Source organism: Enterobacter cloacae complex sp. 394F7 (assembly GCF_057320385.1).
Window position 1 is genome coordinate 222956 of sequence record NZ_JBXWCS010000004.1, and the last position, 12340, is coordinate 235295.

Annotated in this window: 11 protein-coding genes; 3 read left to right on the forward strand and 8 right to left on the reverse strand. The window is 57.4% G+C overall.

Features of this window, described 5'->3' with window-relative positions; translation table 11 throughout:
• Positions 1 to 22: 22 nt before the first annotated feature.
• The 4 genes from ogt to AC2FAK_RS08065 are packed head-to-tail and all read right to left on the reverse strand — an operon-like array spanning position 23 to position 4872.
• A complete protein-coding gene (gene ogt, locus AC2FAK_RS08050) occupies positions 23 to 538 on the reverse strand; it encodes a methylated-DNA--[protein]-cysteine S-methyltransferase (protein ID WP_013096864.1) in 516 nt (171 codons plus the stop codon).
• Positions 539 to 548: 10 nt separating this feature from the next.
• Positions 549 to 2075, reverse strand: coding sequence for a p-aminobenzoyl-glutamate transporter (abgT, locus tag AC2FAK_RS08055; RefSeq protein ID WP_020688271.1), 1527 nt, complete (start codon positions 2073 to 2075; stop codon positions 549 to 551).
• A gap of 41 nt (positions 2076 to 2116) precedes the next feature.
• On the reverse strand, positions 2117 to 3562 hold the full coding sequence (locus tag AC2FAK_RS08060; RefSeq protein ID WP_058679536.1) for a M20 family metallopeptidase: 1446 nt from the start codon (positions 3560 to 3562) through the stop codon (positions 2117 to 2119).
• Positions 3562 to 4872: a M20 family metallo-hydrolase gene (locus AC2FAK_RS08065; protein ID WP_013096861.1), complete on the reverse strand. Its 1311-nt coding sequence runs from the start codon at positions 4870 to 4872 to the stop codon at positions 3562 to 3564. Before AC2FAK_RS08065 ends, AC2FAK_RS08060 begins: the two co-directional genes overlap by 1 nt.
• A 175-nt stretch (positions 4873 to 5047) precedes the next feature.
• Here AC2FAK_RS08065 and AC2FAK_RS08070 point away from each other — a divergent pair, with 175 nt between their 5' ends.
• Positions 5048 to 5959 (forward strand): LysR family transcriptional regulator, encoded by a 912-nt coding sequence (locus tag AC2FAK_RS08070; RefSeq protein ID WP_095454791.1) that lies wholly within the window; start codon positions 5048 to 5050, stop codon positions 5957 to 5959.
• A 354-nt stretch (positions 5960 to 6313) separates the two neighbouring features.
• Positions 6314 to 6877: a DNA endonuclease SmrA gene (smrA, locus tag AC2FAK_RS08075; RefSeq protein ID WP_013096859.1), complete on the forward strand. Its 564-nt coding sequence runs from the start codon at positions 6314 to 6316 to the stop codon at positions 6875 to 6877.
• A 38-nt stretch (positions 6878 to 6915) separates the two neighbouring features.
• Here smrA and tcp read toward each other — a convergent pair whose 3' ends face one another.
• A complete protein-coding gene (gene tcp, locus AC2FAK_RS08080) occupies positions 6916 to 8577 on the reverse strand; it encodes a methyl-accepting chemotaxis citrate transducer (RefSeq protein ID WP_095454790.1) in 1662 nt (553 codons plus the stop codon).
• A gap of 142 nt (positions 8578 to 8719) precedes the next feature.
• Here tcp and AC2FAK_RS08085 point away from each other — a divergent pair, with 142 nt between their 5' ends.
• A complete protein-coding gene (locus AC2FAK_RS08085) occupies positions 8720 to 9583 on the forward strand; it encodes an aldo/keto reductase family oxidoreductase (RefSeq protein WP_095454789.1) in 864 nt (287 codons plus the stop codon).
• A 37-nt stretch (positions 9584 to 9620) separates the two neighbouring features.
• Here AC2FAK_RS08085 and umuC read toward each other — a convergent pair whose 3' ends face one another.
• The 3 genes from umuC to AC2FAK_RS08100 form a co-directional block, all read right to left on the reverse strand.
• Entirely contained in the window at positions 9621 to 10883 is a 1263-nt protein-coding gene (umuC, locus tag AC2FAK_RS08090; protein WP_023620348.1) for a translesion error-prone DNA polymerase V subunit UmuC, read from the reverse strand.
• Positions 10867 to 11301, reverse strand: a complete 435-nt coding sequence (umuD, locus tag AC2FAK_RS08095; protein ID WP_029882790.1) for a translesion error-prone DNA polymerase V autoproteolytic subunit — start codon at positions 11299 to 11301, stop codon at positions 10867 to 10869. The genes umuC and umuD overlap by 17 nt, the downstream gene beginning before the upstream one ends.
• A gap of 150 nt (positions 11302 to 11451) precedes the next feature.
• Positions 11452 to 12339 (reverse strand): LysR family transcriptional regulator, encoded by an 888-nt coding sequence (locus tag AC2FAK_RS08100; protein WP_095454788.1) that lies wholly within the window; start codon positions 12337 to 12339, stop codon positions 11452 to 11454.
• Between the last annotated feature and the right edge of the window lies 1 nt (position 12340).

Genomic DNA, 12340 nt, shown 5'->3' on the forward strand with positions numbered 1-12340 from the left:
TTAAGCACAAAAAGCCTGGGAACTACAGCAAAAGATACCCTTCGTGACGCAGTAACCACTCCTTGCGCTGCACACCGCCGGCATAGCCGGTCATGGTGCCGTTGCGGCCGATCACACGATGGCAGGGCACCACGATACTGACGGGGTTAGAACCGTTCGCGGCACCCACCGCCCGCGCCGCGCCCGCGCGGCCTAACTGTTCTGCGAGCTGGCCGTAGTGCATAACCTGACCACACGGAATATCGCGTAGCGCCTGCCAGACTTCACGCTGGAATGGCGTACCGGCCGTGGCGGTTGGCAGGTCATTGATAATGCTGAGATCGCCCTCGAAGTACGCCGCCAGCTTGTCGCTCAGCCCACCTGGATTGGTGGCACTGATACGCTCAAAACCCTGGGCCCGGTAATGGATGTTGAGCAGTTCTTCCATGCGATCGCTGTGCTCTTCCCATTCCACGGCACGCAGATGGAACTGCTCGTCGGCGATAACCCACAGCGGCCCAAGCGGCGTTGCAATTTTATCTTCGAGTAATCTCAGCATCCTCTTTCCTTTAATTCAGCCTCGGGTAGATACCCGGTCCTATCGGCAGGCCGACAAGATACCATGCCACCAGCATCACCAGCCATACCCCTAAAAAGATAAGCGGATAGGGTAAAACCAGCGAATAGTAGGTACCCAGCTTCGCCTCCGGTTTATAGCGCTGCAGGAAGCCCAAAAACAGCGGTACGAATGGCGAAACCGGCGCCAGCGGGATCACCGAGGAGTCGGCGATACGGAACAGGATCTGCGCAAAGGCCGGATGGAAGCCCAGCATCATAAACATCGGCACGAAAATGGGGGCCAGAATCGACCAGATGGCGGATCCGCTGGCGATAAACATGCACAGCAGTGACGACAGCAGCGCCAGACCCACAAACGCCGGGACGCCGCTTAACCCGGCGGCTTCCAGCGCATCGGTCAGGCCAACGGCCATAAATTTGCCCATGTTGCTCCAGTTAAACATGGCGACGAACTGGGCCAGCGGGAAGACCATCACGATAAAGCCCGCCATCTCCTTCATCGGCTCAATCATCAGCTGCGGCAGATCGGCCTGGCGGCGGATTTTGCCGGTGGCGATGCCATACGCGAGCGAGACGACAAAGAAAAACAGGATGATCAGCGGCACAATGCCCTGTATAAACGGCGAGGGCAGGACGGTATGTTTCACCGGGTCGCGCAGGATACCGTTCTCCGGCACTACCATCAGCGCCACCATCGCGATAAATACCAGCGAGACTATCCCGGCGACGCGCAGGCCAAAGCGTTGCTCTTTGCTCAGCGTTTCCAGCTTTTCGTCACTACGGCCTTCCCATTTCCCTAACCGCGGCTCGATGATCTTATCGGTAATCAGCCCGCCAACAAGCGTCAGGACGATGACCGAACTGGCCATAAAGTACCAGTTGTCGATCACGCTGACGTGCATGGCCGCATCGATTGTTTTCGCCGCCTCGGTGCTAATCCCCGAAAGCAGGACATCGGTGGTGACGATCAGCAGATTGGCAGTGAAACCGCATCCCACACCGGCAATTGCCGACAACAGACCCGCCACGGGGTGACGCCCGACGGCAAGGAAGATCAGCGCCCCCATCGGCGGCATGATCACCAGCGCGGCATCGGAAGAGATGTGGCTGAAAAACGCGATAAACAGCACCATATAGCTGGCGTAGCGTGCGCTGACGTGAGAAGCCATTTTCACCATCAGCGCGGGGAGCAGTCCAACGCGCTCAGCCAGTCCGGCCCCCAGCACCAGCGCCAGAATGGCGCCCAGCGGCGCAAAACCGCTGAAGTTTTTAATCACATTCGGTAAAAACCAGTGCAACCCTTCAATGCTCAGCAGGTTCTTTACGCTTACCATGCTGCCATCGGCCGGGCTGCGCACGCTCACCCCTAAGGCAGACAGCACGGCTGTCGCCACCATCAAAACCACGATCAACCAGATAAAAAGCAGGAAAGGGTGTGGCACTTTATTGCCGATCCTTTCAACCCAGCCATAGAGCTTACCGGATGGGGAATGCGAAGGTATGGATGACATACTCATGGGCGTTCCTCGGGACTGTTGTGTTGTTGTGTTGTGTTTTTTTATTTTAAAGGTGACGGTGTCACGCCCGCAGGGATCGGACACACGTACGGTTTTTCTTGTGTTTGTTGTTCGAACTCTTCACGACATTTTTTCAGCAGGTCTGCGTCCTGCAGCAGATGTAGCGCGGTGGCGCCCATCACTTTCCCGGCCAGCAGCATGCCTTTATGGGCAATGGACGTTCGCCCCTGAGCCACCAGTTGCCAGGTGTGCAGCGGCGTGCCGACGGTAAAGCAGGGGCTGAAACACTGGGCGACGGGCATTTTCCAGCTAACGTCACCCACGTCCGTGGAGCCAGCCAGCACGTTATCGGTGATGGCGTAAGGCGCGACCTCGTCCACCAGCAGGGTCTCCTGGTGGCGGCGGGCAAAGGCTTTACCTTCGTTCCCCCCGGTTGCAGCAATGTTTCTGAGGCTGTTTTGCAGATCGTTTGCCGTCAGGGTGGCGCGGATCTCCCGGGCAAAGGCGCGTTCCTCCTCCGTCCAGGCTGGCGTGCCGTAATGTTGCAGGGCGCGATACATCGCCGCTTCGAGCGTGCGGTTTGGCAGGTAGCTGGAGCAGGCTTTATCAAAGCGACACTCGACGGTAGTTTCGGTCATCAACGCCGCACCCTGAGCGATCTTCTCAATACGCGCGTAGATTTGCTGCGCGTCGGCCATCTCCGGGGCGCGGATCAGGTACAGCACTTCGGCCTGCGCCTGCACCACGTTGGGGGAGATGCCGCCGGTATCGGTTATGGCGTAATGGACGCGTGCTTTCTCGATGATATGTTCGTTGAGGAAGTTGGTGCCGGTGGTCATCAGCGTCACCGCATCCAGCGCGCTGCGCCCCAGATGCGGCGAGTTTGCCGCATGCGCCGCCACGCCCTTAAAGCGCCAGGCGGCCTGGATATTGGCCAGCGTACTGACGTTAAACATGCCGGCAAACGCTTCCGGGTGCCAGGTGACCGCGGCGTCAACGTCGTCAAACAAGCCCTCACGGACCATAAACGTTTTACCGGAACCGCCTTCTTCGCCGGGACAACCGTAAAAACGCACGGTTCCACTCCCGCCGTGCTGCTCCAGCCAGCTTTTCACCGCAACGGCACCTGCAAACGCCGCGGTGCCGAGCAGGTTATGCCCGCAGCCGTGGCCGTTAGCACCGGGCGTGGTGGCGTGTGCCGTCGCGCAGTGTGCCTGCTGGCTTAATCCGGCCAGCGCGTCATATTCGCCGAGCAGGGCAATCACCGGTTTACCGCTACCGAAGCTGGCGATAAAGGCATTCGGAATGCCGCCAGCCTCACGGGTCAGGGTGAAGCCTTCCGCTTCCAGCGCGCTGGCCAGCCGCTCTGCGGACCAGAACTCTTCAAAGCGGGTTTCCGGGTGATCCCAGATTTCGTCGGCAATGTCGGTGAACGTCTGACATCGCGTGTCGATTGCATCGGCAATAAAAGCGTAGTTCTCCTGCATTACACACCTCGCGTCCAGGGGAAATTCAGCGCAGTGCGCGCCAGCGTTTCGATAGCGACGGTCATGACGCGCTCATCAAAGTCGAATTTTTCATTGTGATGTCCGGCGCTCAAATCGGTGCCAAACACCATATAGGAGGCCATGCCACCGTTTTCTTGCACCCGGGCCATCATCAGCGTGGCGTCTTCAGAACCGGCCGGGGCTTTGACCTTATCAATGGCCTGTTCCACACCGGGCACCTGGCTTGCCTGCTGGCGCAGATAATCCACCCAGGCAGGTGTCGGAGCGCTGGCGGTGGCAGCCCCCATCAGGCGCATCTCAGCCGTCACGCCGTAGAGCGCGGCGGCACCGGTAATGACGGATTGCGCGCGTTCGAACACATACTGATTGATCGCCTCGCTCTCGCCACGGGTTTCGACCTTAAGCAGGGCATGGGCGGGTACCACATTGCGTCCGCTGCCGGCCTGCATCACTCCCACATTCACCCGGGAAGCCCCTTCGCTGTGTGGCGCAATGCTGTGCAGCGCGAGCGCGGCCTGGGCGGCGGCGAGCAGGGCGTTACGGCCTTCTTCCGGTTTACCGCCTGCGTGTGCGGCAACGCCGGTAAACGTCGCGTCAAACTTGGTTGTCGCCATAAAGTTATCGCTGCCACAGATCACCGTCCCGGCAGGCACCCCGGTACCAATGTGAATGGCGGTGAAATAGTCCACCCCGTCCAGTGCCCCGGCGGCCACCATGGCGCGTGCGCCGCGAGTGCCTTCTTCGGCAGGCTGGAAGATCAGCCTGATGGTGCCGTTCAGCTGCGCTTTGTTGTGCATGAGCACGTGCGCCAGCCCAAGGCCAATCGTGGTATGGCCGTCGTGCGCGCAGGCGTGCATCATGCCCGGATTGCAGGAGGCAAAGCCGTCGCGGAACGGGCGGTGGCTGTCGTCGAGCGCTTCGCTCAGGTCGAGAGCGTCCATGTCCACGCGAAACGCCAGCGTCGGGCCGGGACGGCCGGTGTTAAGCGTGGCAACCAGACCGGTGAAGCCGCCTTCAAACGGCGCGAGCCATTTTTCGGGCGCGCCCTGCGCACGGGCGCGGGCAAATTCTCGCGTCAGGGTGGCGTTATCCGGCAACCCCATACGGCTTTCGGCATCCACCACGTCGCGGCCCATCGCCAGGTCATAACCCAGGCTATCCAGGATCTCCGCGACCTTTGCGGCAGTCCGAAATTCCACCCAGCCGGATTCGGCAAAATGGTGAAAATCGCGACGCCATGCGCTCAGTTGCGGGGCTAAGGTTTGGATGTACTGTGCCAGTGAGTCCATATCTGTTCCTGTCATCATTAAAATATGTGAACTGCTTCACGCTGTGATAGTTTTTACTTATCACTAACCGATTTTTCACAGTTTTAACCGTTCAGGAATTACCGTCGCACATCCCTTTCCATTAAAGTAGATGACAGTTTCTTTACTCTGATAAACAACGGTTATCGGTCGGGCTATGTCATTTCAGATTAAATTTCATCAAATTCGGGCGTTCGTTGAAGTGGCGCGTCAGGGCAGCATTCGCGGCGCCAGCAGGACGCTGAATCTTTCGCAACCGGCGTTGACCAAATCGATCAAAGAGCTGGAAGAGGGCATGGCGGCGCAGCTCTTTGTGCGCCGAAGCAAAGGCGTGGCGTTAACCGAGTGTGGCGAAGGCTTCTATCAGCGCGCCAGGCTGATTCTGGAAGAGCTGCGCGCGGCGCAGGATGACATTCGCCAGCGGCAGGGCGAGCTGGCCGGGCAGATCAATATCGGGATGGGGGCGAGTATTTCGCGAAGCCTTATGCCTGCGGTTATCACCCGCTTTCATGCGCAGCATCCGCAGGTTAAGGTGCGAATTATGGAAGGACAGCTGGTATCGATGATCAATGAATTACGCCAGGGCGAACTGGACTTCACCATCAATACCTATTATCAGGGGCCTTACGATCATGAATTTACGTTTGAAAAGCTATTAGAAAAACCGTTTGCCGTATTTTGCCGGGAGGGGCATCCGGCGACGGGAGCAACCTCCATTAACGATCTGCTGCATTATAACTGGACCATGCCAACGCCCCGGGGAAGTTATTATAAGCAGTTAGAGGATGTATTTAGCCATCGCTCGCAAATACCCCGCATTGGCGTGGTCTGCGAAACATTTTCGTCGTGTATCAGCCTTGTCGCACAAAGCGATTTTTTAAGCATATTGCCGCAGGAACTGGGTTGTGACCCCCTGGTGGCGGGGCGTCTGGTTATGCTGCCGGTTGTCGAATCACTTCCAAAAGCGACGTATTATTTAATTCAGCGTCGGGATTCACGCCAGACCCCGCTTACGGAGTCGTTAATTACGCAATTCAGACGCGAGGCGCGGGCAATCGTCTCTGCGTGAAACATCATCCATAAAAAAACAGGGCCTGTCCGACATCAGACAGACCCTTCAGTACACACAGCAGTGCATCCCTTCGCATATCCTGGATGTTATATCCATGAGGCAGGTTAATTAAGTTATAACAGCTTTCTCTCAAAATGAAAGGCGGTTGAGTGTTTGATTTTATGGATGTTTAAGCCAAATTGCGTGTTTTATTTACGCTGAAGTTTGAGTTAAGTGATGTTTAATTTTTCCCCGGCTGTCGATTGATATTCATCAGCTTGCTTTCAGCGCCACCCTACCTGGGGGAACGGCTGTTGAGGCACACCCCCCGCGAAGGTATAGTACAGGCTCAGATGTAGCCGGAGGATTTCCATGAACCCTGACGACAAATCACTGTTTCTTGACGCCATGGAGGATGTCCAGCCCCTGAAGCGCTGCGCAGATATTCACTGGCAGCCGAGCCGCAACACGCGGGCGCGCCAGGAGATTGATACCGAGCAACTGGATAACTTCCTCACCCTGGGCTTTCTGGAACTTCTGCCCCTGGATGAGCCGCTGGCATTTCAGCGTGAAGGGATACAACAGGGCGTAATGGATAAGCTGCGCTCGGGGAAATACTCTCGCGAGGCCAGCCTGAACCTGTTACGTCAGCCCGCCGAGCGTTGCCGCCAGATGCTGTACGCCTTTATTCGCCAGGCCGGACGCGACGGATTACGCAATCTGATTATCATTCATGGAAAAGGGCGCGAACAGAATGCTCATCCTAACGTGATACGTAGCTATCTGGCGCGCTGGTTAACAGAGTTTGAGGAAGTGCAGGCCTTCTGCGTGGCGCTGCCGCATCACGGCGGCAGCGGGGCCTGTTATGTTTCACTGCGAAAATCCAACGACGCGAAACAGGAGAACTGGGAACGGCACGCCAAGCGCAGCCGTTAACGGGATTAGCGCGGGCGAGGTGCTCGCCCGCGCTGAACTCAGAAGGTTTCCCAGTTGCTGTCGGTGGCGGTGCCTGCCGTGGCCGGGCGCAACAGCTGTGGTGTTTTCACATGCGTTGTACGGGGCGCGGTGGCCTGTTGTTTACCGTTCAGACGAAATGCCGCCACCGCCTGGCGCAGCTGTTCGGACTGATCTTCCAGCGCCGCTGCCGCCGTGGCGGACTGCTGCACCAGCGCGGCGTTTTGCTGGGTGACGCTGTCCATCTGCGAAACGGCCAGGCTCACCTGTTCAATACCGCGACTCTGCTCATCGGACGCAGATGAAATCTCGCCCATGATATCGGTCACGCGGGTGACCGCCGCCACAATTTCCTTCATCGTTGCACCGGCTTCGCTGACCTGTTCAGAGCCGGTATTCACGCGGCTGACAGAGTTCTCGATAAGGCCCTTGATCTCTTTTGCCGCCTGCGCGCTGCGGCTCGCCAGGGTACGTACTTCCCCGGCGACCACCGCAAAGCCACGGCCCTGTTCCCCGGCGCGTGCGGCTTCTACCGCGGCATTCAGCGCCAGAATGTTGGTCTGGAAGGCAATGCTGTCAATCACGCCGGTGATGTGGGCAATTTGCTGCGAACTGTCGGCAATTTCCGTCATCGTGCGGACAACGTTATCCACCACATGACCGCCGCGCGCCGCGGTCTCAGACGCGTTCTTCGCCAGCAGGGTCGCCTGACGGGCGTTGTCGGAGTTCTGTTTCACCGTGGCGGTCAGCTCTTCCATGCTGGCTGCGGTCTCTTCCAGCGAGGCGGCCTGTTCTTCCGTACGGGCGGAAAGATCGTTGCTCCCGGCGGCAATTTCGCCTGCGCCGGTGTAGATGGAGTCGGTACTGCCGCGTACGGCGCTGACCGTGGTGACCAGAGATTGCTGCATCTCATGCAGACCGGCCGCCAGCTGGCCCATCTCATTGCGGCCAGAGAGGGTAATATCCTGCGTCAGGTCGCCCGCCGCAATGGTACGAATATGGTTCATAATGGTTTGCAGCGGTTTTAACAGCAGGTGCTGTAAACCCTGCCAGATCACCACCAGCACGGCGATAACTGCCAGGAATATTGCCGCCAGCGTCCATTTCATCTGGGTAAAGCTGCTCTGGTTCTCTTCGGCCGCGGCTTTCAGCAGCGTGTTGTTTTCGGCGCGCCAGCGGTTATAGACCGCTTCCATATCGTCCTGTGCCTGCTGCGCATCCAGATCGCCATAGGCCTGATAGTTGTCGGCACGCAGATACTCAATCGACAGACGCATCACTTCGTGCATCTGGTTCCAGGATTTCAGCATCTCGTCGGTTAGCGCCGCACTCTGGCCGTTAACCTGCGGCAGGGCCTGCCACTGTTTGTTATAGGCTTCTGCTTTAGCCAGAGAGTTACCCGCGGTGCCAAGCAGTTTGTTGATCGCCTCAAGGGACGCCGGATCGCGCTGATTTTTCAGATAGCGGATGGCCACGCGCGTCACGGTAACGCGCGTTTTGATGAGGGTGTTAACGCTGTCACTCAGGCTCTCCTGCTGGGCATTAAGCACCCCGGAGTTCTGGAAGTTATGGCGATCGTTGCTGACGGCAGAGTAGAACAACCCTCCCGTGACAACTTGTAGCAGGCAGAATATGGTGAGAGCAAAGATAATACCGGTAATCACGTGCAGATTTTTCAGCATAGCGGTCGTCCGTAAGAAAGTGCAGGGGTACACAAATACTATCGTCGTCTAAAATTTAAACTTTAATTTAACTCGCGCTTAACTATGGGTTCTGGTCGGGAACCTGTTGTAAATCCGGATCTTTTTTATGAGGAAGGTGAACATGAGCAGCATCGATAAAAGCGGGACATACGCGCTGGGCACACGCACGGTTAAACGGCTGGGTTACGGCGCAATGCAGCTGGCCGGGCCGGGCGTTTTTGGGCCACCGAAGGACAAAAATGCCGCGCTGGAAGTGCTCCGGGAAGCCGTGGCGGCGGGCGTGAATCATATCGATACCAGCGATTTTTATGGTCCGCATGTGACTAACCAGCTGATCCGCGAGGCGCTGCATCCGTACCGGGACGATCTTACCCTCGTCACCAAAATCGGTGCGCGACGCGATGATAAAGGCGCCTGGCTGCCGGCCTTTTCCGCCCAGGAGCTGACCCAGGCGGTACACGACAACCTGCGCAATCTGCAGCTGGATGTGCTGGACGTGGTGAACCTGCGGATTATGTTTAGCGCACACGGACCGGCGGAAGGCTCGATCGCTGAACCGCTGTCCACCCTGGCAGAGCTACAGCAGCAAGGGCTGGTGCGACATATTGGTCTGAGCAATGTCACCGCCACGCAGGTTGCCGAGGCGCAGAAGATGGTGCCCGTGGTGTGTGTGCAAAACATGTACAACATCGTGAACCGTAGTGACGATGCGCTGGTGGATTCGCTTGCGCAGCAGGGGATTGCTTATGTGCCGTTCTTCCCGCTGGGCGGTTTTACGCCGCTGCAATCTTCCGGGCTGCAGGCGGTGGCGGACGACCTGGGGGCGACACCGATGCAGGTTGCGCTGGCCTGGCTGCTGCAACGTTCTCCGAACATTCTGCTGATCCCGGGAACCTCTTCCGTGACGCATCTGCGGCAAAACCTCGCGGCAGGGGAGCTGGTGTTACCGCCTGACGCGCTGGCTACGCTGAATGCGCTGGTGTAATCACGTATAAACAGAGCCCGGAGGGATCCGGGCTTTGTTATTTAACGATCGGCAAATCGGAATAGCGCGTGGTGTAGCAGGGCGACAGCATATCCCGCTTCATCGCCCAGGATTTCACCGCCCCCTGGCCCGCAAACCACACAGACCCCCGGCCTGAACGGTTAAGGCGGTCGATAACCTGCATCAGGGCTGTGCTGTCTGGCCGCGGTGGGTGTTCATCGAACAGGCTAAGCTGTGCCACGCCCTGACTGAAAAAGTCACTGAGCATGACGCCTGCTTTCATATAGCGATGCCCCTCTTTCCAGATTCGGTTCAATGACTCGATAGCTACCCTGATAATATCCCGCGTATCGTTGGTGGGGATCGTCAGCTTACCGGAGGCCTGGTTACCATAAAAAACCTCGTCCTCTGCATGCGGGCTGGTGCGAATAAACACGCTGATATAACAGCAAAACTGTTTCTCTTCGCGCAGCTTCTCGGCGGCGCGTTCCGCATAGGCGCAGATCGCCTGGTGCATATCGTCATACCGGGTGATACGGCTGCCGAAGGAGCGGCTGCAGATGATTTGTTGCTTTGTTGGCGAAAACTCTTCCAGCGCCAGACACGGTTCACCGCGTAACTCGCGGGCGGTTCTTTCCAGCACGACATTAAAGTGTTTACGGATCACCCAGCTTGAACATTCCGCCAGATGCAGGGCAGTCTCGATCCCCATCAGATTCAGTTTTTTGCTGATCCTGCGCCCGACGCCCCACACTTCGCTGACCGGTACCAGTGACAGCAGTTTACGCTGACGATCGATATTCGATAAATCCACCACACCGTTGGTTTTCTTCCAGGTTTTGGCGGCATGGTTAGCCAGCTTGGCTAAGGTTTTGGTGGGCGCGATACCGACCCCGACCAGCAGGCCGGTCTCTTTGTACAGGCGCTGGCGGATAGCCTGACCGAACGCCTCCAGAGACATACACTGGCTGACGCCCGTCAGATCCAGAAAGGCTTCATCAATCGAGTAGATCTCCACTCTCGGGGCCATCTCTTCGAGAATGGTCATCACCCGACGGCTCATATCCGCATACAGCGCATAATTGGAGCTAAAGACGTGTACCTTCTGGCGTCTCAGCTCATCCTTCAGCTTGAAGTAGGGACCGGCCATGCCGATCCCCAATGCTTTTGCTTCTGCTGAACGTGAAATGATACAGCCGTCGTTGTTTGAAACGACCACCACGGGTTTCCCCTTAAGGTCAGGCCGAAACGCCGTCTCGCAGGAGGTGTAAAAACTGTTTACGTCAACGAGCGCGAACATGGCGGTTAGCTTTCAGGGTAAACGTCACAACGCCGAAGATCTCCAGTTCGTCTTCTGCGGCAAAAACGACCGGTGCGTAGTCAGGATTATGGGGGATGAGCTGAAGACGCGGATGCGTTTGCAGCTCCTTCACGGTAAATTCGCCCGCGACCGCCGCAATCACAATATCGCCATGAACGGCGTTTAACGAACGGTCAACCACCAGCAGGTCACCATGGCTGATGCCTGCGCCGATCATCGAATCACCGCTCACCCTGACAAAATAGGTCGCGCTGGGGTGTTTGATCACCAGCTTGTTCAGATCAAGGCTATCCTCGACATAATCCTGAGCAGGGCTGGGGAAGCCACAGGGCACCCGCTCCATAAACAACGGAAGCAATAACGTGGCATCAGGCCCCAAAGGAGAGATCAACTGCATAATGGTTAACTCATATTACTGTGTTTATATACAGTATTCATGATTAACCAGAACGATCAAGAGACGGGAGGGGAATTTTCCGGAACTCGTTGAAAGTCGAAAATTTTTAGTTCAACAAGGCGGCGCTGGCGAGTATGCATTCTGGAAAGTTTAATTTTTCTTAATTATTTCAGGCAGTAGCTGTTCTATGGCCCCCACAACGCTTCTGACCCTGTGTGGAATAAAGCGAGCGTCCGGATAAACCGCATAGAGAAAGCGGTCGGGTAACCGCCACGCGGGGAGTACCTGCACCAGCGTGCCGGTTTGCAACGCCCGTGCCGCGAGCGGTAGCTGCATACCGCCAATACCCATGCCTGCCTCCAGCGCCTGTAACAGGGCGTTGCTGGTATTGGCGCGGAAAACGGTATTCACTGCAATATCAATCGTTTCGTCATCAGAAACCAGGCGAAGAGGTGCGTCCAGCGGGATGCCGCTGAATCGCACGTGGGGAAGCGCCGCCAGCGCGTACACGGACTCTACCGGCGGGAATGACGGGGCGGCAAAGAGCGGCGTTTCAATGCGTGCCAGTACGCGTGCGGCATGGGTTTGCGGAGGCTCCGCGCTCAGCCGAAGCGCCACATCCACCCCTTCGGTGACCAGATCGGCGATGCGGTCATCAAGCGAAACCTGCAGATGTAATTCAGGATTCATGCGCTGTAGCGTCAGCAGGCGCGGCAACACGATCTGGCCCAGGCCGCTCGGCAACTGCACATGTACGGCCCCCTGATATTGATGCTCAACCGGGTTCAGGCGTCGCTCTGCTTCCTGCATGGCCTCCAGCACAAGCTGCATATCCCGCCGGTAACGCTCACCCTGCGCGGTGAGCTTCATCCTGCGCGTTGTACGATGCAGCAATACCACACCGAGCTCTTCCTCAAGGGCGGCGATCTGCTGGCTGACGGCGGACTGCTTGATCCCGGCCAGGCGAGCGGCAGCGGAAAAGGAGCCCGCTTCGGCGACGCGCAGAAAGGTGGAAATGGCGTTGAGCTTGTTATTCATT

Excerpts from the sequence above, each read along its gene's own strand:
- ogt (WP_013096864.1), bottom strand. The coding sequence starts at position 538 with ATGCTGAGATTACTCGAAGATAAAATTGCAACGCCGCTTGGGCCGCTG.
- abgT (WP_020688271.1), bottom strand. The coding sequence starts at position 2,075 with ATGAGTATGTCATCCATACCTTCGCATTCCCCATCCGGTAAGCTCTAT.
- AC2FAK_RS08060 (WP_058679536.1), bottom strand. The coding sequence starts at position 3,562 with ATGCAGGAGAACTACGCTTTTATTGCCGATGCAATCGACACGCGATGT.
- AC2FAK_RS08065 (WP_013096861.1), bottom strand. The coding sequence starts at position 4,872 with ATGGACTCACTGGCACAGTACATCCAAACCTTAGCCCCGCAACTGAGC.
- AC2FAK_RS08070 (WP_095454791.1), top strand. The coding sequence starts at position 5,048 with ATGTCATTTCAGATTAAATTTCATCAAATTCGGGCGTTCGTTGAAGTG.
- smrA (WP_013096859.1), top strand. The coding sequence starts at position 6,314 with ATGAACCCTGACGACAAATCACTGTTTCTTGACGCCATGGAGGATGTC.
- tcp (WP_095454790.1), bottom strand. The coding sequence starts at position 8,577 with ATGCTGAAAAATCTGCACGTGATTACCGGTATTATCTTTGCTCTCACC.
- AC2FAK_RS08085 (WP_095454789.1), top strand. The coding sequence starts at position 8,720 with ATGAGCAGCATCGATAAAAGCGGGACATACGCGCTGGGCACACGCACG.
- umuC (WP_023620348.1), bottom strand. The coding sequence starts at position 10,883 with ATGTTCGCGCTCGTTGACGTAAACAGTTTTTACACCTCCTGCGAGACG.
- umuD (WP_029882790.1), bottom strand. The coding sequence starts at position 11,301 with ATGCAGTTGATCTCTCCTTTGGGGCCTGATGCCACGTTATTGCTTCCG.
- AC2FAK_RS08100 (WP_095454788.1), bottom strand. The coding sequence starts at position 12,339 with ATGAATAACAAGCTCAACGCCATTTCCACCTTTCTGCGCGTCGCCGAA.